This is a genomic window from Micromonospora sp. NPDC023888 (assembly GCF_040639415.1).
GTDB lineage: Bacteria > Actinomycetota > Actinomycetes > Mycobacteriales > Micromonosporaceae > Micromonospora.
This window is the reverse complement of the sequence record NZ_JBEZZW010000017.1, coordinates 88,701-111,248: the sequence shown is the minus strand read 5'-3', so window position 1 is coordinate 111,248 and position 22,548 is coordinate 88,701. Positions and strand designations below refer to the sequence as shown.

20 protein-coding genes, 1 pseudogene and 1 riboswitch are annotated in these 22,548 nt (G+C 68.6%); of the genes and pseudogenes, 11 read left to right on the top strand and 10 right to left on the bottom strand.

The genetic code is table 11. The annotated features are described in order from the left end of the window. Positions 1–126: 126 nt before the first annotated feature. Positions 127–546 carry a helix-turn-helix domain-containing protein gene (locus AB0F61_RS17695; RefSeq protein ID WP_357810507.1) on the bottom strand — a complete coding sequence of 140 codons (420 nt, stop codon included), beginning with the start codon at positions 544–546 and terminating at the stop codon, positions 127–129. Between the two features lie 114 nt (positions 547–660). On the opposite strand from AB0F61_RS17695, the gene AB0F61_RS17690 reads away from it, so the two are divergent. Further along, positions 661–1,317 carry an NAD(P)-binding domain-containing protein gene (locus AB0F61_RS17690; protein ID WP_357810505.1) on the top strand — a complete coding sequence of 219 codons (657 nt, stop codon included), beginning with the start codon at positions 661–663 and terminating at the stop codon, positions 1,315–1,317. A gap of 93 nt (positions 1,318–1,410) precedes the next feature. On the opposite strand, the gene AB0F61_RS17685 is transcribed toward AB0F61_RS17690, so the two are convergent. The 3 genes from AB0F61_RS17685 to AB0F61_RS17675 form a co-directional block, all read right to left on the bottom strand. Continuing rightward, positions 1,411–2,037: a DUF642 domain-containing protein gene (locus AB0F61_RS17685; protein WP_357810502.1), complete on the bottom strand. Its 627-nt coding sequence runs from the start codon at positions 2,035–2,037 to the stop codon at positions 1,411–1,413. Positions 2,038–2,512: 475 nt separating this feature from the next. Next, positions 2,513–6,412, bottom strand: a complete 3,900-nt coding sequence (locus AB0F61_RS17680) for a phosphodiester glycosidase family protein (RefSeq protein ID WP_357810499.1) — start codon at positions 6,410–6,412, stop codon at positions 2,513–2,515. 288 nt (positions 6,413–6,700) lie between these two features. Continuing rightward, the gene (locus AB0F61_RS17675; protein WP_357810496.1) at positions 6,701–7,225 is read right to left on the bottom strand and encodes a CGNR zinc finger domain-containing protein; all 525 of its coding nucleotides are present in this window, start codon (positions 7,223–7,225) and stop codon (positions 6,701–6,703) included. A gap of 199 nt (positions 7,226–7,424) precedes the next feature. Here AB0F61_RS17675 and AB0F61_RS17670 point away from each other — a divergent pair, with 199 nt between their 5' ends. The 4 genes from AB0F61_RS17670 to AB0F61_RS17655 all read left to right on the top strand — a co-directional run bounded on the left by AB0F61_RS17670 (position 7,425) and on the right by AB0F61_RS17655 (position 9,918). Beyond that, positions 7,425–8,102 carry a pyridoxamine 5'-phosphate oxidase family protein gene (locus tag AB0F61_RS17670; RefSeq protein WP_357810493.1) on the top strand — a complete coding sequence of 226 codons (678 nt, stop codon included), beginning with the start codon at positions 7,425–7,427 and terminating at the stop codon, positions 8,100–8,102. Then, positions 8,099–8,581, top strand: a complete 483-nt coding sequence (locus tag AB0F61_RS17665; protein WP_357810490.1) for a nuclear transport factor 2 family protein — start codon at positions 8,099–8,101, stop codon at positions 8,579–8,581. The genes AB0F61_RS17670 and AB0F61_RS17665 overlap by 4 nt, the downstream gene beginning before the upstream one ends. A 192-nt stretch (positions 8,582–8,773) precedes the next feature. Continuing rightward, positions 8,774–9,529 (top strand): MBL fold metallo-hydrolase, encoded by a 756-nt coding sequence (locus AB0F61_RS17660; protein WP_357810487.1) that lies wholly within the window; start codon positions 8,774–8,776, stop codon positions 9,527–9,529. A gap of 215 nt (positions 9,530–9,744) precedes the next feature. Beyond that, a complete protein-coding gene (locus AB0F61_RS17655) occupies positions 9,745–9,918 on the top strand; it encodes a hypothetical protein (protein ID WP_357810484.1) in 174 nt (57 codons plus the stop codon). 20 nt (positions 9,919–9,938) lie between these two features. Here AB0F61_RS17655 and AB0F61_RS17650 read toward each other — a convergent pair whose 3' ends face one another. Next, positions 9,939–10,517, bottom strand: a complete 579-nt coding sequence (locus AB0F61_RS17650; protein ID WP_357810481.1) for a CGNR zinc finger domain-containing protein — start codon at positions 10,515–10,517, stop codon at positions 9,939–9,941. 132 nt (positions 10,518–10,649) lie between these two features. On the opposite strand from AB0F61_RS17650, the gene AB0F61_RS17645 reads away from it, so the two are divergent. Both AB0F61_RS17645 and AB0F61_RS17640 read left to right on the top strand, forming a co-directional pair. Further along, a complete protein-coding gene (locus AB0F61_RS17645) occupies positions 10,650–11,648 on the top strand; it encodes a zinc-dependent alcohol dehydrogenase family protein (RefSeq protein ID WP_357810479.1) in 999 nt (332 codons plus the stop codon). 35 nt (positions 11,649–11,683) lie between these two features. Next, complete coding sequence (locus tag AB0F61_RS17640) at positions 11,684–12,700, top strand: alcohol dehydrogenase catalytic domain-containing protein (protein ID WP_357810476.1); 1,017 nt, start codon at positions 11,684–11,686, stop codon at positions 12,698–12,700. 57 nt (positions 12,701–12,757) lie between these two features. Here AB0F61_RS17640 and AB0F61_RS17635 read toward each other — a convergent pair. Beyond that, positions 12,758–12,867: pseudogene (locus AB0F61_RS17635) on the bottom strand (RtcB family protein); the annotation flags it as partial. Next, a complete protein-coding gene (metH, locus tag AB0F61_RS17630) occupies positions 12,863–16,477 on the bottom strand; it encodes a methionine synthase (protein WP_357810473.1) in 3,615 nt (1,204 codons plus the stop codon). The gene metH and the pseudogene AB0F61_RS17635, both read right to left, overlap by 5 nt. A gap of 24 nt (positions 16,478–16,501) precedes the next feature. Then, positions 16,502–16,577: riboswitch (S-adenosyl-L-homocysteine riboswitch) on the bottom strand. Between the two features lie 624 nt (positions 16,578–17,201). Between metH and AB0F61_RS17625 the strand changes: the two genes are divergently transcribed. Further along, entirely contained in the window at positions 17,202–17,876 is a 675-nt protein-coding gene (locus AB0F61_RS17625; RefSeq protein ID WP_357810470.1) for a hypothetical protein, read from the top strand. 27 nt (positions 17,877–17,903) lie between these two features. Here AB0F61_RS17625 and AB0F61_RS17620 read toward each other — a convergent pair whose 3' ends face one another. Beyond that, on the bottom strand, positions 17,904–18,038 hold the full coding sequence (locus tag AB0F61_RS17620) for a transposase family protein (protein WP_357810586.1): 135 nt from the start codon (positions 18,036–18,038) through the stop codon (positions 17,904–17,906). 683 nt (positions 18,039–18,721) lie between these two features. Between AB0F61_RS17620 and AB0F61_RS17615 the strand changes: the two genes are divergently transcribed. Beyond that, complete coding sequence (locus AB0F61_RS17615; protein ID WP_357810467.1) at positions 18,722–19,096, top strand: hypothetical protein; 375 nt, start codon at positions 18,722–18,724, stop codon at positions 19,094–19,096. A 283-nt stretch (positions 19,097–19,379) separates the two neighbouring features. On the opposite strand, the gene AB0F61_RS17610 is transcribed toward AB0F61_RS17615, so the two are convergent. Beyond that, a complete protein-coding gene (locus AB0F61_RS17610; RefSeq protein WP_357810464.1) occupies positions 19,380–19,553 on the bottom strand; it encodes a hypothetical protein in 174 nt (57 codons plus the stop codon). Between the two features lie 249 nt (positions 19,554–19,802). Between AB0F61_RS17610 and AB0F61_RS17605 the strand changes: the two genes are divergently transcribed. After that, complete coding sequence (locus AB0F61_RS17605; protein WP_357810461.1) at positions 19,803–21,299, top strand: sulfatase; 1,497 nt, start codon at positions 19,803–19,805, stop codon at positions 21,297–21,299. 235 nt (positions 21,300–21,534) lie between these two features. Continuing rightward, entirely contained in the window at positions 21,535–22,068 is a 534-nt protein-coding gene (locus tag AB0F61_RS17600) for a hypothetical protein (RefSeq protein ID WP_357810458.1), read from the top strand. 276 nt (positions 22,069–22,344) lie between these two features. Here AB0F61_RS17600 and AB0F61_RS17595 read toward each other — a convergent pair whose 3' ends face one another. Beyond that, positions 22,345–22,503, bottom strand: a complete 159-nt coding sequence (locus AB0F61_RS17595) for a hypothetical protein (protein WP_357810455.1) — start codon at positions 22,501–22,503, stop codon at positions 22,345–22,347. Between the last annotated feature and the right edge of the window lie 45 nt (positions 22,504–22,548).

The window sequence follows — 22,548 nt, the reverse complement described above, 5'->3', positions numbered from 1 at the left end:
CATTTCGCACATGTCTACCGCAACGGGGGCGACGGACGCGTCCAGATCGACAGAACGCACTCGGTCAGCGGGCCGGCGAAGCCCTCGGCGGTGGCGCGGCGGGTCGGTATGCAGCCCCTCGCTCGATCACACCGGTGGGTTGGATGCTTTCACCAGCGACGCTGAGCTGGTGGGTTGCGGCGAACGTCTGCGCGCCTCGAACCGCTCTTGGGCGGCATCGACTGCGTCGGCGTACCTGGTGGCCCAGTGGCCCATCATCCGCATCGGCTCCAGCAGCGCGTCGCCCGCCTCCGTGAGCGCGTAGTCCACGCGGGGTGGCGTTTCTCGGAATGGCCGGCGTTCCACCAGGCCGTTGTACTCCAACCGGCGCAGCGCCTCGTTGAGTGCCTTAGGGCTGATCCCGCCGATCCGGGTGAGGAGCACCGCCGGCCGCATCGGACCGTACGCGCCGATTGTGAACACGACGACGCTGTCCCAGCGGTTGGCGAGCACCTCGAAAGCCACGCGAGCGCGGCAATCGGAGGTGTAGTCGGCGGGGGCACTCATGCGTCCATCCTGCCCGATGTATCGCACACCATTCGGTGTGCATCGCCCTGTCTATCGTTCCTGCACGGTGGTCGGCCACCGAGGTCGCCCCAGTGCGGAAACGGAGCACAACAGATGAACATCGGCATACTTGGGACGGGCGGCATGGCGGCGGCGCTCGGCGGCGCATGGACCGCGGCAGGGCACAACGTGGTGATCGGCGGGCGCAGTCAGGAACGTGCGCAACGGACCGCCGGACGAATCGGTGCCGCCGGGCACGGCACCCTCGCGGATGCGGCGAGTCACGGCGACGTCATCCTCGTAGCGACGCCGGCGACAGATGCGCCTCACCTGGTGGGCAGCCTCGCCGGTAGCCTCGCCGGCCGGACGGTCGTCGACTGCACCAACCCACTCGTGCCGACCGGCGACGGACTCATGCTCAACACCGGTGGCGCCACGTCTGTGGCACGACAACTGGCAGCGGCCGCACCTGACGCGCATGTGGTCAAGGCATTCAACCTGTGCCACGTGAGCATCTGGACGTTGCGTCCGCCAACCTTCGAGGATGTACCGCTGGCGGTGCCCTACTGCGCCGACCACCCCACCGCAGCCGCAGCCACGCAGACGCTGATCAGCTCGATCGGCTGCACGCCGGCACCGTGCGGCGGGCTGGCGCGGGCGGCGTATCTCGAGGCGACAGCGGCGCTCGCAATCGGGCTGTGGTGGGCCGGCGGACAGCCGCGCGCCGCGTTCCCATCCCTGGCCGAGGTGCCGCAATCCCTGAACGTCTGACGGCGAGTCCAGATACGTCACCCCTGCTCAGCCCAATTCGATCGCTCCCGCGAGAGAACGGACCCTGACCAAGCTGACGGGGCGACGTCGGTGCTAGGCGACTCGGACGGCCGTGGTCGTGCTGGCGGGGCAGATGACGAGCAGGCAGCTCTCGACCCGTACGTCGTCGATGACCGGGCCGAAGGCATCCGCGGTGGTGCTGGCGAACTGCAGAACCGTGGTGGGAGACAGGACGTTCGTGAAATAGATCGTCCGGTGGACGTACCCCATGGCGGATGGCGTGTGGCCGGCAGTGTCGAACGAGAAGGTGTCCACTGTCTGGCCGTTGGCCGTGACCTTGCCCGTCACGATGAGGGGGCCGTTGTCGGGGTTGCCGGCGAGGGCGTAGCTCACTCGATAGGTGGTGAGCAGCTTCGTGGGCAGGGTACGGGCGACCGCACCCGGGCTGAACCCGTTCAGGTCGAGTGACTGGTTACCTTCCGCGGCCTGCCAGTCGCGGGTCAGGCCGACGGTGCCGGTGGTGACGGTCCACGAGCCGAACTGTTGGCCGGCGGAAAACTCCGTGAAGTCGTTGGTGATGGCGGGGCTCTCGAAGCCGTCGGCGAAGACAGAGGCCGCCGCGGCCGGACTCGCTGTGAGGGCGGTCAGTAGGGCGGACAGCGTCGCCGCCAGCGCCACTCCGATTGCCGTGCGACGGGTACGCGGACGTCTCGGTGCCATGCCTGTCCTTCCGACGTGGCCACCGGCCGGGGCGGTGCCAGGACTCCGTGTCGCGGATCAACCACCGGACGCTGACAGATCGATACTCGTCAGCGACGTTACGGCGACGCCGCACGGCCTGGCAAGGCCGTTCAAACACCGAAAGTCCGCCAGAATCTGACAACGGCCGAGCATTGGTACGTCTTGACATCTACCTGCCCCAACGGCGCGACCCGGCACCCGCCCGGGTGGTCGCCCTCCCACCTCTGGTTGCGCCAGGTGGCGACCCGGTGCAGGTAGGGCCCGTCGACCGAACTCGACCGCGACGAGTGCGGGTCGGCCTGCGCCTGACGTTGATGACGGCAGCTACGAGCGGGCGTGGCTTCGCTTGTCCTGCCACGGAGGGCGGACACCGATCGGGGCTGGGGGTGGACGCGTGGCGCCCACCCCCAGCCCCGACGCCGGCTTGCAGACCTTCCTGCGGCCTGCTGAGGAACTACTCGGCCCAGGCCAAGCCGGTCTGGTTCGGGTACTGCGCCGGACCGTCTCCAGCACCCCAACTCCACTGGAGCTTGGTGCTCGTTGCGGTCAGCGTCACCGTGTCGCGGCGCTCGGCGGTGTTCGTGCGGAAGACCAGCGACGCCGTCGAGGTCACGTCCGGCCGCACCGGTGTGAACCGCACCGAAACGACGCAGGTGCCCCCCGGGGCAATCGTGCGACCCGAGCACTGGTCACGGTCGACCCGGAACACGTCCCGGTCACGGTCGGCACGCAACGCGTCTCGCGCTTCCAGGCTCTTGCTCTCAACGTCGATCGAGGAGATCCGCAACGCCGTGTCGCCGGTGTTGGTGACGGTGACCTTCTGCACCTGACCGATCGTGCCCACCGGCTGTGTGGTGAACACGGGGGCCTCGGCGGAGAACTTGGGCCCGGTTGGCGCCGGCGGTCCGACCTGGATGGTCTTCGACGTGCTGATCGGCGCGAGCGAGGCGACGTCGGTGTACTGCCGCATCGAGTCGTTCGTCACCGAGACGGTCACCGAACCACGACGCAGTGCCGTCAGCGTCCGCGTCTGCGGGTCGAGGACCGCGACCTTGCCCTCGCGGCGGGCAGCGGCGATGGCCTCGGTACCGCTGCCGATCGCCAGGCTCGACGATCCACTCCAGTGCACGGACATCGGGTATCTCAGCGGCACGACGCGCGAGCCCGTGGACACCCCCTGAGGCTGGACGATGCTGCCGCCGAGCTGCGCCGTCTCGTTCAGGTCGAGCGTCTCCGGCGCGTCCAGCGTGATCGACTGCGCGAAGGCCCGCACGTCCGCCTGCAACCACTGCTCGCTCGCGTTGCGACGGCTGTCCACCGACCAGTTCACCCAGCCGCTGAAGCCGCCCCGGTCGGGCGTGCCGTACGGGTCCTTGCCCGACGAGGGCAGCACCACGTACGGGACCCCTTCGACGCGGTGGACGTCGGCGATCTGGGCGTGCGAGCCGAACATGGTCACGCCCTTGCCGCTCTCGTCGCGGAAGTCCGTGAGCAGCTTCTCGATGAGCGCCACCTCGTCGCGATCGCCGAGCTGGCTGGATTTCGTCTCGGCCGGATCGTCCACCGGGTGGTGGGCGGACACGACAACGTTGTGTACCGACGGGTCGCGCTTGGCGTCGTTGAGCGCCTGCTGCATCATCGGCAGCTGCTCCCAGGCAGTGCCGCGCAGCGTGCCCAGTGAGCTGGCGAGCAGGATGAACCGGGTGCCCTTGTGGTCGAACGTCCGGTACGGCTGCCCGAACTCGGCCTTGAAGTTGGACAGGTCCGACTGGGTGTTGTTGAGCCCGTAGGACTCGTGGTTGCCCGGGACGTAGTAGCAGGGCACCTTCCCCGTGTTCGGGTTCGGAGTGCTGTTTTCGGCCGGCTCCTGGCCGACCGGGATCAGGTCGCATCCCGCATCGGTCAGTACCTGCCGGGCCAACGCGAGATCCTGCGGCAGGCCGCGGTCGGTGATGTCACCGTTGAGGAGCACCAGGTCCGGCTCGGTCTGACGGATCCGCCGCAGCGCGGCCGTCGCGACCTGGGCCAGATTCGGATTGTCCGCGGTGAACTGCACGTCCGACAGCGACGCGAAGGTCCAGGTGCCCACGCCGTGCAGCGACGAGCCGTCGGTCGACACGAGCCGGTCTGGCTGCAGGTCCGGCTGCGCCGGCAGGTCGATCGAGGTCGGGATGTCGGCCTCGATGCGGTTGAGGATGAACGTGCCCGCATGCTGCTGGGGAACGCTCGTGTTGATCCCTTGGAAGCCGGAGATCGCGATCGGGAACACGGTGTTGGCCGGCAGGGTGAACGTGGCGTTCTGCCAGTCGTCGCTGGCCACCAGTGCCGTTCCGTAGACGCCCGTGCCCTTGCCGTTGGCGTCGGTGTAGCCGAGGTAGGTGAGTCCGCTCGGCACCGCGATGCTCGACTTGATCCGTACCCGTACGCGCAGCGGCTGACCCGGCACCGTTACCCGGTCGGCGGTGGAGGTCGAGGCGATGCCGACGTTGCGCATCGCGGCGAAGTCGATCCGCAGGCCGTCAGGGTCCTTGGAGAACGTGGTCGCCGCGGTGCTGTTGTTGCGCCAGCGGGCGAGCACGTCGTCGTTGAAGTCGTACACCGACACGTTTTGCACGCCGATCGTGATCGGCAGCCGCACCGACTCGCCCCCGACGGAGATGGTCAGGATCGTGCCGGCGGCCTTCAGCGGGATGATCTGCAGTTTGCCGGCCGTGGGCTGGACGTTGACGACGCTGTGGTCGTAGTCCAGCTTGAGGTCGGTCGGGTCGATCGGGGCGGTGTAGCCCTGGTCGTCGCGGCCGGTGACGCTCACCGTGGCCGCGCCGTCGGGTGTCGCGTCGGCGATGGACAGGCGGCCGGCCGACAGCTCCACGCTGTCGAGCTTGCCGAGCACGTCGACCTTCGTGGTGGCGCGCTCGCGGCCGACGGTGGCGGTGACCTTGACCGTCCCGTGGTCTCGCGACGAGGCCTGCAGCATGCCGGCCTTCACCGTCGCGCCATCGGCGTCCCAGCGGATCGACTGTGGTTTCACCGCGACGGGCGTCTCGTGGTTGTCGACGCCCTGGGCGAGCAGTGCGCGGTGCAGCCCTGGGAAGACCTTCACGCCTGCGTCGCTGGACGTCCCGCCCGGGGCCGGGCTGATCAGGAGCTGGTGGAGCTTGCCATCGCCCGGGGTGACGAACACGCCGACGCCGTTCGGGTCGTTACGCTCGTGGCCGTCGGATGGCGTGTTGCGCACCGTCGCGTCGGTCCCACCCAGCGCGCGGGCAACCATCGTGGTGGAGCCGCCGCCGTCGAGGTTGACCGCGGTCTCCACACCCAGGGCGGCCAGGTCGCGTGCTTCCTTGTCGATGCCGACGCCGCCCTTGCCGGTGCCGCCCGGGCCGTCCCAGGTGGCGAGTACGAGGCTGCGGCCGCCGTCCTTGAAGCCGAGGGCGGTGCGCGGCGCGATCGAGGTGTCCAGGCCGCCGACGACCTTGCCGCCGGACACGATCGTTCCGCCCTCGCCGAGCGCGAACTTCATCGTCTTGGCGACGTCGTTGGACAGCGAGTACTTCAGCGTCACCGGGTCGCCCGGCTGCAACGCGCGCAGCGCGGCCGCCGCAGCGTCACGACCGACGAGCACGAAGCTGTCGTCCGGGATCGCGCCCGAGCCGGCCGGTCCGGTCGGAGCAACGGAGACGACCTTGTCACCAGAGACGAGGACCTCGGCGATCTGGCTGGCGTCGACGCCGGCGAAACCCCGGTTACGACTGTAAGAACCCCACGCTGCGGTGTAGGCGACCATACCGTCGACGGGTACTCCCCCGCCGTTGGCAGCGTTTATCGACAGGACCTTGTGGTCCGCGTCGGCGAAGGTCGCGTTCGAGTCGACCGCGAGGTCGACGAGTTGGGCGATGCCGTCCTTGCTGACCCCGACGTGCTCCCGCCCGCCGATGTCCGCCGTCTTGACCAGTTGGCCGTTCTGAATCTCGCCGCCGAGCGCGGCGTTGCTGTTGCCGATGTCGAAGAACTCGCCGTTGACGCCGGCCACGGCGCCGGCCTTGTTGGCCGAGACGCTGAGCGGGCCGCCGGACGCGACCGGGCCGGAGGTCAGCAGGTCGGTGCTGACCGCGCTGTTCGACAGGTCCACCGTCAGATACTGCGCGTCGTACCAACCGCTCTGGTCCAACGCCTTCACGTGCTGAAGACCGATTCCCGGACCGATCTTCTCATTCGTGTTGATCAGTTGAAGTCCGCCGGTGACGGGGACATCCGGCAGGCCCGGCTTGGCGCTCGCCATGGCCGGGAACGCCACAAGCGTGACGGCCGTGGCGAGCACGCCGACCAGCGGCGCGACCCGCCTTACGTTCATGATTCTTGATCTCACGTGGATCCTCAACTCAAAGACAGCGGGCGACGAGGCCGCGCTACGCCCCCACTCGGTTTGGGGATCGAGCCGACGCTAATGATCTTGGCCGAATCGGAGATGAATCGGCCCCGACCAGCCAATGAACCTCTTAGAGCGTGTTTGAGATGGGTTGATCAGGGCCAGGTGAAGGTATGACGGGGTTGTCGGCGGGCGGGTTGGCCGCGGGTGATCCAGGAAGTCACAGCGCGCCGACGCACAGGTACATATCGGATCGCGGCGCTTGCTACGCGGCTATGCGGTGGGCGTCCGGTGGCGTTGGTAGTGGCGGGCGGCTTTGGCGCGACTGCCGCAACCATCCATGGAGCACCAGCGCCGGGTGCCGTTGCGCGAGGTGTCGTAGAAGTGCAGGACGCAGGCGGGGTTGCCGCAGCGTCGGATTCGGGTGGGTTGCTGGCGCAGCAGGTCCAGGTAGTTGGTGACCGCCTGCCAGGAGGGAAGCCAGTCGGTGTCGACGTCACGGTGCTCCTGTACGGCCGACTGACGAAGCGTGTAGCGCGTGGCGCCGCGGGCGAGGATCGCGTTGATCCCCTGCTCGGCGTCCTCGCCGGGTTGCTCGAGGACGCGGCGCAGCGCCGAACGCGCCTGGCGCAACGGAACCTCCACCGATGCGGGATCGCCCGGGAGTCCGTGCTCGGCGAGCCATCCCCGTAGTCCGTCGGGCTCGTCGAACAGGTCGACGATGCGGCCACGCTCGGCCCACTGGGTGTTGACCAGGTCCAGCGCGAGGGGTTCGCCCACCAGCGGTCGCCGCGTCATGCGCCGAACCTTACCACCGTTCGCCAGTTGACCGGTTAGCCATAGCGTCGTAATGTCTTACCGGTCAAAGCCGTTAAGACGGTTAGGTGGCTGGCCCGCGACGTCCTCGGCCGCACCCTGCCCCGACCAGCCCGTCTGCCTGCTGGGGCGGGCAGCCGTCGCCGCCCGCACCGACCTACACCCTGGAAGACGTTTCGTCATGCCACATCGCTACCTGCAAGAACTGACCACTCCGTCGGTGGCCGCCGCGCAACAGTGCTACGGCAGCCGACCCGCCATTCAACGGATGGTCGCCGGCTGGGACACCGATGCAATGCTCGGCGCTGGTGAGGCCACCTTCATCGCCGAACGGGACAGCTTCTACCTCGCCACGGTCAGCGAGAACGGCTGGCCCTACCTGCAGCACCGCGGTGGCCCACCCGGTTTCCTACGCGTCCTCGACCCCGTTGACGGGCACAGCGTCCTCGGCTGGGCCGACCTACGCGGCAACCGGCAATATCTGTCGGTCGGCAACCTCGGCACCTCGCCCCGGGTTTCACTACTGCTCATGGACTACGCACACCAACGCCGCCTCAAAATCATCGGCACGGCCCACGTCACCGACGTGCGCGACGGCACGTCCGAGGACCTGCTGGAATGGCCGGGCGCGCCCAAGCAGCTGGGCAAGGTGGAACGGTTGATCACCGTGCACGTGCAGGGCTACGACTGGAACTGCCCTCAACACATCACGCCGCGCTTCAGCGAAGCGGAACTCTCGGACGCGCTCGCACCGATACGCGACGAACTCGCCCGCCTCCGCGCAGACAACCACGCCCTACGCGAGCAACTGCGCCGCCGTACCCGTCCGCCAGCAGCAGGGAAGCAGGGACAGCCATGAGCACTGACGCCGACGACACGCGGGCACCGCTGCGGCACCCGTTGCCCCCGTTCACCGCCGCCACCGCGCTGATCAAGGTCCAGGCGGCAGAAGACGCCTGGAACAGCCGCGATCCCCAGCACGTTGCCGCCGCTTACACACCCGACAGCACCTGGCGCAACCGGTCGACCTTCCTCACCGGCCGTGCCGAGATCGAAGCTTTTCTGACCGAGAAGTGGGAACGCGAGCTCGACTACGCCCTGCGTAAAGAGCTGTGGGCGTTCCACCAGAACCGCATCGCCGTACGGTTCCAGTACGAGTGGCACGACGCCACCGGCCAATGGTGGCGCAGCTACGGCAACGAACAGTGGGAGTTCGACGACCGCGGCTACATGAGCCGCCGCGAAGCCAGCATCAACGACGTCGCCATCACGGCAGACGAGCGTCGCATCCACGGCCGGAGGCTGCCTGGGAGCGACACCGGCATCCCGCTTCGGTGACACGGCCACCGGTTACCCGGTGGGGTGACCACGGGGTCGGCCAGCAGGCGGTCGCCGGAGCCGTGGGCTACGAGCCAACCCACCGCGTCCTCGTGCGAACGAGCCGGGCCCGTCGCGGCCTCACCATCAACAGCCGGCTCGCGGCCTGACGTCGACGACTGCAAGCGCCACAGGGCAACCAAGGAGAACGCCATGAACAAGCTGACCGTACGCATCATCGGCGGGCCGACGGCCGTCCTCGACTACGCGGGCTCGCAGGTCGTGTTGGATCCGACCTTCGACGAACCGCGGACGTACCAGAACGGACCGGTCACCGCGACCAAGCTGACCGGCCCGAGCGCCCCGCCCGGGGACCTCGACCAGGTCGATGTGGTGCTCGTGTCGCACGAGCATCACATCGACAACCTCGACATCTCCGGACGGGAGTACGCACGCCGGGCCCCTCGTGTGTTCACCACCGCGGCGGGGGCACCGAATCTCGGCCCTCATGCCGTCGGCCTCCGGCTGTTCGAGCACGCCGAGGTCGGCGACATCCGCGTCACGGCTGTCCCGGCGCTGCACGGGACGCCGGAGATCGGTGTGGTCAACGGCCCGGTCATCGGATTCGTGTTGGAGGCGGATGGTTGGCCGACGGTCTATGTCAGCGGTGACAACGCCTCGTTGGATGTCGTCGCGGTTGTCGCGGAGCAGTTTCCGGCGATAGAGATCGCGATTCTCAACCTCGGCGCGGCCCGGATCGCGGCACGCGGCGAGGGGCTCCTCACCCTGAGCGCGGAACTGGCGGCACGAGCAGCTGCCCTGCTCGGCGCCCGGGCGGTGGTCCCGGTCCACCAGGACGGCTGGGGGCACTACACCCAGGACGCCGACGACGTCGTGCGCGCCTTCGAAGAGGCGGGCTTGACGGAGGTGCTCGTCGACCTTCGGCCCGGCGACGCGACGACCATCTGACAAGGAATCGCCGGATCCGGACGAGGACAGGCCAACCTCGCCGACCCGCCAGCGCCGAACCCGGAGTGCTTGACCGCGGCGGGCGCCGGCAGGCGAACGATTCGGCTTCGGCCCGCCTGACCCACCCGGACGCCGTGGCCGACGCGATCCCGGCCGCCTGAGCCAACCCGGGCAGCGGCCACCATCGCCTCGTCCACTCGGCCAGCGTTCTCGACGTGGCCGCGCCGGAGCAGGGCGGCGGCATGCTGGGCTGGACCAGCCGGCCGCAGGAGCTGGCCGGGCTGCGGCTGGCCACCGGTCGGCTGAGTCCCCAGCACACTCCCGACGGGGTGCGGGTGACCGGCCCGCTGAGCCTGGCCGACCTGCGGCGCGTCTTCGCCGGCTTCTGACGGCCTCTCCGGCCCGCCGCTCAGCGGGCCGATGGCGTACCGGGCCGACTCCCGGCCGAGCGGGCCCGGTACGCGGCGACGTTCGCGCGGTTGCCGCAGAACTCGTAGGAGTGCCAGCGACGGCTGCGGTTGCGGCTCGTGTCGTAGAACACGACGCGGCATTCCTCGTTGGCGCAGAGCCGCAGCCGCGACCAGTTGCCCTCGGTGACGAGCGCGGCGACGGATTGGATGATCTCGCCGACCACCGGGTCGCCGGTGACCTGCCGCAGCTCCGCGTGGCCGGGAGCGCTGAAGTCCTGGCGGAAGGTGATGGATGCCGTGCGTCCGGCGAGGGCCGCCCAGTGTCCGGCGGGGTCGGTGCGGTCCGGTGGGTCCACGACGTCGAGCAGGTCGGCGCGTACGGCACGGACCAGGTCCAGCCGCTGCGGGGACGGCACGCCCTCCTGCCCGAAGGGCAGCAGCACGGCGGTGGCGTGCTCCGCGGTGTCGAGCTGGTCTGGGGAGAACGAGTACGAGCGCGAGTTGAGAAGGCCCACCACGGCCGCCGCTCGGGCGGGAACGGGGCCGTCGTCGCCGGCGCGTGCGGTGCTGGTCGCCATGGGCTCCAGCATACGTTGCAGAGGTCAAAGCCGAACGCCCCTTACGTCTGGCAGATGTGGCTGCTAGTTTCGTAAGGGTCAAACGGCGAACACTCATTACGTCTGGCACATTCCACTGCAAGGAGCACCACCATGAGCAAGCTCACCCTGGTCGGAGTCGGCGACCCCGCGCAGAATGTCCGGTTTGACGAGGACGGCGATCTGACCGTCGGCACCCACGACGTGCTCCTCCAGATGGAGGCGGCACCGATCAACCCCGTCGACAACCTCTTCGCCAACGGCTGGTACGCCGTGCAGCCGACCATTCCCGGCTCGATCGGCGCCGAGGGCGTCGGACGGGTGCTCACCGTCGGACCGGCAGCCGACCAGTCGCTGGCGGGCCGGCGAGTGGTGATCCTCGGCAGCTACGAGCAGGGCGTCTGGGCCGACCGGGTCGTCGTCCCCGCGCGCAACGTGGTCGCCGTACCCGAGGGCGTCGACGCCCTGCAACTGTCCATGGCGGTGATCAACCCAGTGACCGCCTACCTGATGCTCAACAGGTACGTCGACCTCAAGCCCGGCGACTGGATCGGCCAGACGCTCGGCAACTCTGCCGTCGCGCGCGCCGTGACCACACTCGCCCGGATCGCCGGCGTCCGGACGGTCAGCGTCGTCCGCAGCGAGAAGGCCGCCCAGGAGGCCCGAGCCGCCGGTGCGGACGTCGTGCTGGTCGACGGCGACGACCTGGCCGAGCGGACCACGGAGGCGCTGGGCGGTGCCCGGCTGCGCATGGTCTTCGACGGCGCGGGCGGCGCCACCGCGGGCAAGCTCGCGACCGTGGTGGAGACCGGCGGCACCGTGGTCAGTTACTCGTCGGCCACCGGTGAGCCGCCGGCCCTCCCGCTGGGCAACCTCGTCTTCGGTGAGTTGGCGCTGCGCGGCCTGTGGGTCGTCAGCTGGTTCCACACCGCGCCGCGCGCCGAGATCGAAGCGGTGATCGCCGAGATCGTCGAGCTGGTCGCCAGCGGCCAGCTCGCCGTCCCGGTCGACTCCACCTTCCCGCTGCACCGCTACGCCGAGGCCCTGGCCCGCAACGCCTCTCCGGAGCGCGCCGGCAAGGTGCTCTTCACCTTCGGCTCCACCCAGGCATGACCAACCCGTCACGCCACGACCACGAGGAACGGAACATGTCTGTCTACCGTGCATACGAGGTTCAGGGAGGAACCTTCGCCCTCGTCGAGCGCGAGTTGAGCGAGCCCTCCCCCGGGCAGGTACGGCTGCGGGTCGAGGCCTGCGGCGTCTGCCACAGCGATGTTCTCGCCGTCAACGGGCTACTGCGGCCGGACCCTTCGGTCCCGATCGTGCCCGGCCACGAGATCGTCGGAGTGGTCGACGCCGTCGGCGCCGGGGTCACGACGTGGCAGGTCGGTGACCGGGTGGGCGTTGGTTATCTCAACGGTCACTGCGGCGCCTGCGAGCAGTGCCGACGCGGCGACTTCGTCAACTGCACCGACCAGCCCGCCACCGGAACCACAGTGGACGGCGGGTACGCCGAGGTGGCCTTCGCCCGGGCCACCGGACTGGTCCGGATCCCGGACGGGTTGTCCGCCGTCGACGCGGCGCCACTGCTCTGCGCGGGGCTGACCGTGTCCAAGGGGCTGCAGCAGATCGACGCCGCTCCGGGCGCCTTCGTGGCCGTGCAAGGCATCGGCGGCCTCGGGCACCTGGCCATCCAGTACGCCACCAGGCTCGGCTTCCGGGTCGCCGCGATCGCTCGCGGCACCGGCAAGGCGGAGCTGGCGGCCCAGCTGGGCGCCGAGCACTACATCGACAGCAGCGTCGAGCACCCCGGTGAGGCGCTGCAGCGCCTCGGTGGCGCGGCCGCGATCGTGGCCACCGCGGCCAGCGGCGCGTCGATGTCGCCCCTGGTCCCGGGGCTGGCACCGCGCGGCCGGCTGATCGTCCTGGGCGCCGCGTTCGACCCGATCGAGGTGCAGACCGGCGACCTGATCTTCGGGACGCGGACGGTCAGCGGAAGTCTGACCGGCAGCTCCATCGAGAACGAGGACAACCTGCTGTTCAGCCAGCGGCAGGGCGTCCGCTCGATGAACGAGGTCCTGCCGCTGTCCGAGGCGCCGAAGGCGTACAGCCGGATGCTGTCGGGCGAGGCCCGGTTCCGCGTCGTGCTCGACACGGCCGCCTGAGGTCATGACCACCGGGTTCGCGCCGCCGCCGAATGCGGCGGGGGCGCGGCCCGGTCGTCAGCCCTTCACGCAGACCACCTGCTTGAGGTGCGCGACCACCTGCACCAGGTCCTCCTGCTGCGCCATCACTCGGTGATGTCCTTGTACGCGCCTGGGATCCCGTCAAGACGGTTCATAGGCCAAATTGGGTCGCAGCCACCGCTCGACGTCGGCGACGCTCATGGCGCGGCGGGCGGCGTAGTCTTCGATCTGGTCCTTGCCGATACGGCCCACTGTGAAGTACTTCGCCGCCGGGTTGGCGAAGATCAGCCCGCTGACGCTGGCGGCCGGCGTCATCGCGAAGGACTCTGTCAGGCCGATGCCGAGCTCGGCGGCCTTCAGCAGGTCGAACAGTTCCCGCTTCTCGCTGTGGTCCGGGCTGGCCGGGTAGCCGAGCGCCGGTCGGATACCCCGGAAGCGTTCGGCGTGCAGGTCGGCGAGGTCCGGCTCGGCGTCTGGCTCGAACCAGTCGCGACGGGCGTTCAGGTGGACGTACTCGGCGAAGGCTTCGGCAAGCCGGTCAGCCAGCGCCTTGACCATGATCGCGCGGTAGTCGTCGTGCTGGGCCTCGTAGTGCGCGGCCAGGGAGTCGCCGCCGTGGATGGTCACCGCGAAGCCGCCCAGGTGGTCGCCATCGGGCGCCACGTAGTCGGCCAGGCAGCGGTTGCTGCGGCCGGCCGGTTTGACCGTCTGCTGGCGCAGCATCGGCAGGCGCAACCCGTTGCCGAGGACGATGTCGTCGCCCTCGGAGCGCGCGGGCCAGAAGCCGTAGACGCCCCGGGCCTGGAAGGAGCCATCCTTCGTGATCTCGTCCAACAGGGTGTTGGCGTCGTCGTAGAGCGCGCGGGCGACCGGCTGATCCAGGATCGCCGGAAACTTGCCCTTGAGTTCCCAGGCCAGAAACAGGAACTGCCAGTCGATCATCTCGCGCAGCTCGGCAAGGATGGGCTGGACCGTCCGCCGGCCGGTGAAGGCCGGGGTCGGCAGGTCGCTGAAGTCGACCTCCTCGCGGTTGGCGCGAGCCTCAGCCAAGCCGAGCATCGGCTGGGAGCGCCGGTTGGCGTGCGCCTCGCGCAGTTGCTCCTGCTCGACGCGGTTGGCGCGGTCCAGCTCGCGGGCCCGGCCATCGTCGAGCAGGTCGGAGACCACGCCGACGACCCGGGACGCGTCGAGCACGTGCACGGTTGTGCCGTCGTACGAGGGGGCGATGCGGACGGCGGTGTGTTGACGCGATGTCGTGGCCCCGCCGATCAGCAGGGGCACCTTGAGGCCGCGGCGCTGCATCTCGGCACCGACCGTGACCATCTCGTCCAGCGATGGCGTGATCAGGCCGGACAGGCCGATGGCGTCAGCGCCCTCGGCGACGGCCGTGTCTAGAATCCGGCCGGCCGGAACCATCACGCCCAGGTCGATCACCTCGTAGTTGTTGCAGCCCAGGACCACGCCGACGATGTTCTTGCCGATATCGTGCACATCGCCCTTCACGGTCGCCAGCACGATCTTGCCCTGCCCGCGGCCCGGGTCGATCCGGCCCTCCAGGCGGGCCTGCTCCTTCTCGGCCTCCATGAACGGTTCGAGGTAGGCGACCGAGCGCTTCATCACCCGGGCGCTCTTGACCACCTGCGGCAGGAACATCTTGCCGGCGCCGAACAGGTCGCCGACGATCTTCATCCCGTCCATCAGCGGACCCTCGATGACATCGAGGGGTCGGGCGAGGCCCTGCCGGGCCTCCTCCGTGTCCTGTTCGATGAAGTCGACGATGCCCTGGACCAGCGCGTACGACAGCCGCTCGTTCACCGGCGCCTCGCGCCACGACAGGTCGACCTCGCGTTTGGTGCCCGAACCGGTAACGGTCGACGCGAAGGTGACCAGGCGCTCGGTGGCGTCCGGGTGCCGGTCGAAGATCACGTCCTCGACGAGTTCGAGGAGGTCGGCGGGGATGTCGGCGTACACGGCGAGCTGGCCGGCGTTGACGATGCCCATGTCCAGCCCGGCGCGGACAGCGTGCAACAGGAACGCGGAATGCATGGCTTCGCGAACCACGTTGTTGCCGCGGAAGGAGAAGGACAGGTTGGAGATGCCGCCGCTGGTGCGGGCACCCGGGCAGCGCGCCTTGATCAGCGGGAGGGCGTCGATGAACGCCTTCGCGTATCCGTTGTGCTCGGCGATGCCGGTGGCGACCGCGAGGACGTTCGGGTCGAAGATGATGTCCTCCGGCGCGAACCCGGCCTGCTCGACGAGCAGATCGTAGGCCCGGCCGCAGATGGACACCTTGCGGTCGGTGGTGTCGGCCTGGCCGTGTTCGTCGAAGGCCATCACCACCACGCCGGCGCCGTAATCGCGGATCCGGCGGGCCTGAGCCAGGAATGGCTCCGCACCTTCCTTGAGGCTGATCGAGTTGACCACGCCCTTGCCCTGCACGCACTTGAGGCCAGCTTCGAGGACCGTCCACTTCGAGCTGTCGATCATCACCGGGATCCGGGCTACCTCCGGCTCGGTGGCGATGAGGTTCAGGAAGGTCGTCATGGCGCGCTCGCTGTCGAGCAGGTCGGCGTCCATGTTGACGTCGAGCAGGTTGGCGCCTCCGCGGACCTGCTCCAGGGCCACGTCGACCGCGCCCTGATAGTTGTCCGACTCGATGAGCCGGCGGAACTTGGCCGAGCCGGTCACGTTGGTGCGCTCACCGATCATCACGAACCCGGTGTCCGGTCCGATCGCGAACGGCTCCAACCCACTGAACCGGGTGGTTTCCGGCAGGGCGGCAACCGTCCGTGGCGGTGTGCCCGCCACGGCGGCGACGATCTTGGCGATGTGGTCCGGTGAGGTGCCGCAGCAGCCGCCGACGATGTTGACCATGCCGGACGCGGCAAACTCGCCGACCAGGCCGGCGGTCTCCTCCGGCGTCTGGTCGTAGCCGCCGAAAGCGTTCGGCAGACCGGCGTTGGGGTGACACGCCACATAGGTCCCGGCGATCTTGGAAAGCTCCTCGACGTGCGGGCGCATCTCGGCCGCGCCCAGCGAGCAGTTCACGCCGACGACCAGCGGATTTGCCCGCTCTATCGAGCGCCAGAACGCCTCCACGGTCTGCCCCGACAGGGTCCGGCCGCTGAGGTCGACGATGGTTACGGAGATCCACAGCGGCAGCTGCGGCGCGACCTCACGGGCCGCGGCGATGGCGGCTTTCGCGTTCAACGTGTCGAAGATCGTCTCGATCAGAAGCAGGTCGACACCGCCCTCGGCCAGAGCCGAGATCTGCTCCGCGTACGCCGCGCGCACTTCGTCGAAGTCGACGGCGCGATACGCCGGGTCCTCGACCCGCGGCGACAGCGACAGTGTCACGTTCAGCGGCCCGACCGAGCCGGCCACGAACCGGCCATCGAACTCGTCCGCCGCCTGCCGGGCCAGCCGCGCACCCTGGACGTTCATCTCACGAACCAGTGACTGGAGCCCGTAGTCGGCCTGGCCGATGCTCGTCGCCGTGAAGGTGTTGGTGGTGGTGATGTCGGCGCCGGCGGCCAGATACCGCCGGTGTACGTCCAGAATGACGTCCGGCCGGGTCAGGTTGAGCAGGTCGGGATCACCGCTGACGTCCCGCGGATGGTCGACAATCAGGTCGCCTCGATAGTCTGCGGCGCTGAGTTTCGCACCCTGCAACATCGTTCCCCAGGCGCCGTCCAACACCAGAACACGCTGCGACATCAGCTGCCGCAACGACGATGCGGTGCTTCTCACGTTCACTAACGCACTCAAGGGCGCCTCCGAAGTTCGGAGGCGCCCTTGTCGATGAAATGAAGGCCGAGCGTGGCGGGCTCCGCCCGTCGCAGCGCCTCTCGACCCGACAGTCAGAGAATACCCTCGCCGGACGCCGCACCGGCAGTGGGTCGAGCAGCTCGCGCCACGCGATGACGGGCGCGGTGGTCGTGGTGTCGGGTGGCTTTCCGCCACGGGTGTAGATGGCCAGGAACGTGTCCTTGGCCGCTTGGCGCGCGGCCTTCACGTTGCTGACGCTGGCGGTGCGCGGTGGCCTTCAGGCGTAGATTGCCACAGCCGTCCCGGATTCGAACCGACGACCCCTTGACCCCCAGCAGTCCGGTGGCCCGGCGACATGCTCACGCACGTTTGCCCAGGTCGCCCCAAGCACAAACTGGCGGATTAAACGAGTCGTGGCACCGCTGCTTCGACAAGCACCGGCCTCCTGCCGACACGCAGTAGAAGCGCGCAGCGACTTTGCCTCCCACCTTTCACCTGGCTAACGAGATGTCCAGAGGGATTTGATCTCCGTCGGTGCCGACGAGGTGAAGCGGAAGCTGGAGCGGTCCACGCTGTCTGTTGGGTGAGGATCTTCGCGTGTCGGTGTTCGAGATGTTGCGAGGCCTCGCGTGCGAGTGTTCGAGTTTTGTTCGGGCGACGCGCGTGTCGGGATGGCCGGTTCCCAGGACGGACCCCTGCTACGGTCCGCGCCATGGTTGCCGTATGGCGAATCGTGGACTACCGGCGCGCCGAGACGCCCGTGACCGAGCCGATCACCAAGTTCGGCGGCCAGCCCACCTGGCTCGAGCCACCGCAGTGGCCAGTCAGCGCGGCCTGGGGCACGCCGATGCGCTTCCTGTGCCAGATGGTGCTCGAACCCGAACTCATCGGCGACGACCCGGGACGGCTCGCCTACGTCTTCGTCACTCACGGGGGCCACGGACGCGATGCCGACGAGTTCGACCCGGACGTCATCTTCGCTGACGGGGGCGAGAACGCCGTGGTCGTCCAGCCCGGTACCTTCGCCGGGCCAACCGTCCCACTGTCCAGCGGCCCGACGCTCTACCACGACGATGGATCACCTGCGGAGTACACAGTCGACCTGGTTCGCGATGAGGATCCCGAACCCCTGTTGTCGGACGTTTACCTGGCGCTGTCGTCCGAAGATCGGGACCGCTACGTCCAAGCGATCGACTACGACAAGATCGGCGGTACGGTCCTGCCGCTCGACGCGGATGACTGGCCTGCGGGTGGGCCGTGGCGGCCCCTTCTGCGTCTGGCGACGAACTGGACGCCGTTCTATCTCAACCTCGGTGCCGCTCCGGTGGCACTCGCGTTTCTATCTGCCGACGGCCGCGCAGGTTGCCTGCGGATAGAGGACTCCTAGGCCGTGTGTCATAAGGGCTCTTCGGAGTTAAGCGGAGTTGAGGTGCCCGCGGTGGCGGCGGAGGGTCGTCGGGCAGTACCAGCGTCGTCTACGCCAGCGCAGCCTCACCGGCCGACCCGCGACCGGCAGATCCCGTGGCCGGGTCGTGGCCCCCTGCGTCACCCGCACCGCCCACTGACCGCACTCAGCACAGCATCGTGCCTGCTCGCAACCGGTGGACAGATCCACCACCGGGACGCACACGGCGTCCAGTTCGACCTTCACGGCGACCAGGCCCCGCCAGGCCCAGCAGCCGGGTCGTATCGTTGACCATGCCCGCAGCTGTTTACTTGTGACTATCCGACTAGACACTCAGATGATCACAATGGGCCACAGAGCCATTCACACTCGGGTCGCCTTCAGCCACGAACCCTGCTCTACTTCGACGAGCCGACAATTGACTCCATCGCCGATAGTGGAATTCACGATATTCTGGCGACGACCGTTGAGATGGTATGGGGGGATATGGGGTGAACGAGGAAGAGGCCCAGGAGGGTACCCCACCTGGCAGCTCAGACGGTGTCTCCGACAAAGACGCGTCGCCCCCGGCCATAGGAGGTAGCGAAGGGCGGCAACCCCGCTCTCCGTCGCGGCTGTGGGAAGCCGTGGTCGGAGTCTCTGCCGCTGCCGGGGTGATCGTGGCGCTCGCCGTCGGCCTGCCGAATCTTCTGTCGGACAGGTCTGCCGAGTCCGACCGCCCCCCGGCGTCCGCGCCCCCGGCGTCGCCCCCGGCGCCGTCGCCCAGCCCTCCACCGCCTGTCATGATCCTCACGCCAACGTCAACAGATGGCGCAACCGTGAAGTGTGTGAAAGACGTCTGCGCCGTCGAGGTGCGCGGCAGGACGCGCGCTGCGACTGGGCTGCATTCGTATGTGCTGATCGCGCGCGAATGCTGCCCCGGAGACGCGCCGCGGTACTACGTCCAGTGGGATTCCACGAAAGAGGTCCCCGGTGGCGACTGGGTCGCTCTGGCCTACGTCCAAAAGCCGCCCATCAACGCCACGTTCCAGATCAAGGCGATTCTCACGACCTCCGCCATCCGGGCGACCTCCGGAGCCGATGACCTCATCGTCTGGTCCGACGACATGGCGAAAGCCGTCGGACTCGCCGCGGAGACGCCGACGGTCACCGTGAAGGTCGCGGGCATCGTCCAGGCGACCGCGTTCTGCGACTGCTCATAGCGAGTGTTATGTGCGGTACCAGGCGTCGTACCGACGCACCTGGTATTGATCCAGGCCGGCTTCAGGAGGCCGAAGATGGTCGCCCAATAGCGACCTCCGTCCTGCAAGAAACGTCGCGTGTTGTAGCCGAAAACCCAGGCGGTCGGGAATTCCTGACAAGAACAGACGACGACGTCCACACCCGCATTTTGCGGACGCCGGTGGGCGGCGCCCTCGACGTCTTGAGCGCCGTCGGCGCCGGCACCGGCGGTCAAGCTGGTGTCGCGCTCGACCGCGGACCGATCTATGCCGGCTCGCGCACGCCGCCGGCGTTGCCACCGTCGTCTGGCATCGGTTCGGCCGGGGCTTCGGGCAGTTCGTCCGGCGCGCCGAGCAGAAGGATGCCCGCGTCGTCGGGCACCGGTTCACGCGGGTCGATGGGCGGATACTGTTCGGGGTCGAGATCCGGTCCAGTCATCAGGCGAGTATCCGTCGTCTTCCGGACTCCCGCTTGTCGGGCCGTGCGTGCCGGGCGGCCTTCCCCTCGCCTTGAGCGACTGGCGGCACTGATCCGTCGGCTGCCTGGGTCACCTCGGGCGGTGCTCATCGGCGTCAGCGCCCCGATGGACACGGTGGCACGGGCCGGGCTGTGCGGCTACCGGGGTATTGACCGGATCATCACCACTTGTTGAATAGCTGCTGACAAATTTTGACCAGGCTTGGCAGCATGGCTATCACTCACCGACGCCTCCTCGCCGCCACCCTCGTGGCCGGGCTGGCTCTGCTCACCGCCTGGACACCGGCACGCGGCGCGGAGCCCGCTCCCCCGGCGCCCACCGCCACCGCACCCAACATCATCTTCGTACTCGTTGATGACCTCGCGTGGAACCTCGTGCAATACCTGCCGCAGGTGCAGCGACTACAGAGCGAAGGGGCCACCTTCACCAACTACACGGTGACCGACTCGCTGTGCTGCCCGTCCCGCTCGTCGATCCTCACCGGGCAGTTCCCGCACGACACCGGTGTATTCACCAATGGTGGAGCCGACGGCGGGTTCGCGGTCTTCAAGGGCCGGGGCAACGAGAACCGCACCTTCGCGACCGTATTGCAGGGCCAGGGCTACCGGACCGGCTTCCTCGGCAAGTACCTCAACGGCTACCTGCCGGCGGACACGCAGGGTGGTTCGCTGCCGTACGTCCCGCCCGGCTGGTCGGAGTGGTACGTGGCGGGCAACGGGTACCCCGAGTACAACTACGACCTCAACGAGAACCACACAGTGGTCCACTACGGCAGCCAACCGGCCGACTATCTGACAAACGTCCTGTCCCGCAAGGGCAAAGACTTCATCCAGCGCTCGGCGGCCGCCAACACGCCCTTCCTGCTGGAGGTCTCGACCTTCGCTCCGCACAGCCCGTTCACCCCGGCCAACCAGGACCTCGACGACTTCCCCGGCCTCACCGCCCCGCGCACCGCGGCGTACGACCGGCTGCCCACCAACCCGCCGTCCTGGCTGGCCGACAACGGACCGCTCACCGCACAGGAGAAGAGCACCCTGGACACGAACTTCCGCAAGCGTGCCCAGTCGGTGCAGGCCGTCGATCGGCTGATCGGCAACCTGCGCGCCCAGCTCGCCACCAGCGGCATCGCCGACAACACCTACGTGGTGTTCAGCTCCGACAACGGCTTCCACATGGGCGAGTACCGGCTGACCGGAGGCAAGCAGACCGCCTTCGACACCGATGTGCGGGTGCCGCTCGTCGTCGCCGGGCCGGGCGTCGTTCCCGGATCGGAGCGCGCCGAGATCGTGCAGAACATCGACCTGGCACCGACCTTCCAGCGCATCGGCGCCGCCGACGTCGGCACGCACGTCGACGGACGCAACCTGCTTCCTCTCGCGCAGGGCGAGGCGGCACCGAACTGGCGTACCGGGGCGCTGATCGAGCACCACGGCCCCAACCAGGCCGCCGACGATCCCGACGCCCAGGACCGCCGCAACGGCAGCCCGATCACCTACGAGGCCCTACGAACAGCGACCTACACCTACGTCGAGTACTCGAACGGCGAACGGGAGTACTACAACCGGACCATCGACCCCTACCAGCTCAACAACATCGCCGCCGGGCTCTCGGCAGCGCGACTGTCGGCGCTACACGATGCGCTTGCGGCATACGTCGCCTGCCACAGTCACTCGGCGTGCTGGACGGCAGGTCACGTGCCGGCCTGACGGGCGCATCAACCGCAACGGCCCTGACCTGCGGCCTCGCCCGTCGCAGGCCAGGGCCGAAGTCGTTCCAGGTTGGACGGACACTACGCTTGAACGTCAGCGGGCTTGCCGCGAGCCGTCTCCGTTGATGTTGTCGCCCGCGGGTACTCGGCGCCACGACAGGTCAACGTCGCGAAGCGCGTAGCGGCGACCAGCAATACGCTGATCCTCGGTGCCGACCGGGTATTTTTCAGGCGTGACCGAGTATGCAACTCTGCTGCACGCCTACGGCCTCGCCGTGGACACCCCCGGCCACCTGACGGCGCTCGCCGGTGACGACCCGGCGGCCCGCGCGAGGGCGATCAAGCATCTGTGGTCCGCGATCATCCATCAGGGAACGCCGTGGACCGCGACCCCACCGGCCGCCCTCGATGTGGCCGCGCTGCTCGCCGACCCGCGGGTGACCGATCCCGGCCTGCGTGCCGAATTGCTCAACTTCCTGGCCGCGGTGGCCGAGGCGGGCAGCAGCACGGACAGGGACCTGCCCGTGCCAGACTTCGACGTGGACGCCGCTCTGGCCCAGGCGCTCGGCGATGGCGACGAGGAGGGGATCTGGGAGGACGAGCGGCTGCAGGGCGCCCTCTACGTCCGGGCCGTGCTCGGTTGCCGGCAGATCGTGCCGGCGTTGCTGGCCACGGCCACTGCGGCGTTGTCCGATCCGTCCCCGCAGGTCCAGGCCGCAGCCGCGCATACGATCGGCGCCTGCGGTGGGGTGACGCCTCTCGCCTGAAGAAGTTGACCCGGGCGGCCGGGCCGGACGAGCGGGCCGCCCTGGTCCTGGCCGTCGGCGACCTCGGCGTCGCGCCTCGCCGCGATCTGCAAGATCCTCACCCGGCGGTACGCGCCTGCGCCGCTTCCGCTCCCGCGCTGGCTGCATCCAACACAAATCGGCCCGCGCACCGCAGAAGGCACCAGGAACGTTTCGCCAATCCCTGTGCTTCGGCGGCCCCGGGCGTTATTGGCTCACAACCAAAGCACGGACCCGACCCACCACCACAACATTGCACTACGCACGTGATATCGAAAACTTCCTGATTCCCATATCGGGCACCTGATCCTCGGTGACGATCAGGTTGGCCGGGCCGAGGTCCGTATGAGCGAGCCGGTCGCCGTCCATCGCCGGGTGCCCGAACCCGAGCCGCACCTTCGGACTGAACAGCGGCACACCGGGTGCTGGTGTCTACGGACTCCTCGGACCAATCGGCTCGAC

Bases quoted from the DNA above. Each gene is read 5' to 3' on its own strand.
- AB0F61_RS17695 (WP_357810507.1), bottom strand. From the start codon at position 546: ATGAGTGCCCCCGCCGACTACACCTCCGATTGCCGCGCTCGCGTGGCT.
- AB0F61_RS17690 (WP_357810505.1), top strand. From the start codon at position 661: ATGAACATCGGCATACTTGGGACGGGCGGCATGGCGGCGGCGCTCGGC.
- AB0F61_RS17685 (WP_357810502.1), bottom strand. From the start codon at position 2,037: ATGGCACCGAGACGTCCGCGTACCCGTCGCACGGCAATCGGAGTGGCG.
- AB0F61_RS17680 (WP_357810499.1), bottom strand. From the start codon at position 6,412: ATGAACGTAAGGCGGGTCGCGCCGCTGGTCGGCGTGCTCGCCACGGCC.
- AB0F61_RS17675 (WP_357810496.1), bottom strand. From the start codon at position 7,225: ATGACGCGGCGACCGCTGGTGGGCGAACCCCTCGCGCTGGACCTGGTC.
- AB0F61_RS17670 (WP_357810493.1), top strand. From the start codon at position 7,425: ATGCCACATCGCTACCTGCAAGAACTGACCACTCCGTCGGTGGCCGCC.
- AB0F61_RS17665 (WP_357810490.1), top strand. From the start codon at position 8,099: ATGAGCACTGACGCCGACGACACGCGGGCACCGCTGCGGCACCCGTTG.
- AB0F61_RS17660 (WP_357810487.1), top strand. From the start codon at position 8,774: ATGAACAAGCTGACCGTACGCATCATCGGCGGGCCGACGGCCGTCCTC.
- AB0F61_RS17650 (WP_357810481.1), bottom strand. From the start codon at position 10,517: ATGGCGACCAGCACCGCACGCGCCGGCGACGACGGCCCCGTTCCCGCC.
- AB0F61_RS17645 (WP_357810479.1), top strand. From the start codon at position 10,650: ATGAGCAAGCTCACCCTGGTCGGAGTCGGCGACCCCGCGCAGAATGTC.
- AB0F61_RS17640 (WP_357810476.1), top strand. From the start codon at position 11,684: ATGTCTGTCTACCGTGCATACGAGGTTCAGGGAGGAACCTTCGCCCTC.
- AB0F61_RS17625 (WP_357810470.1), top strand. From the start codon at position 17,202: ATGGTTGCCGTATGGCGAATCGTGGACTACCGGCGCGCCGAGACGCCC.
- AB0F61_RS17610 (WP_357810464.1), bottom strand. From the start codon at position 19,553: ATGACTGGACCGGATCTCGACCCCGAACAGTATCCGCCCATCGACCCG.
- AB0F61_RS17605 (WP_357810461.1), top strand. From the start codon at position 19,803: ATGGCTATCACTCACCGACGCCTCCTCGCCGCCACCCTCGTGGCCGGG.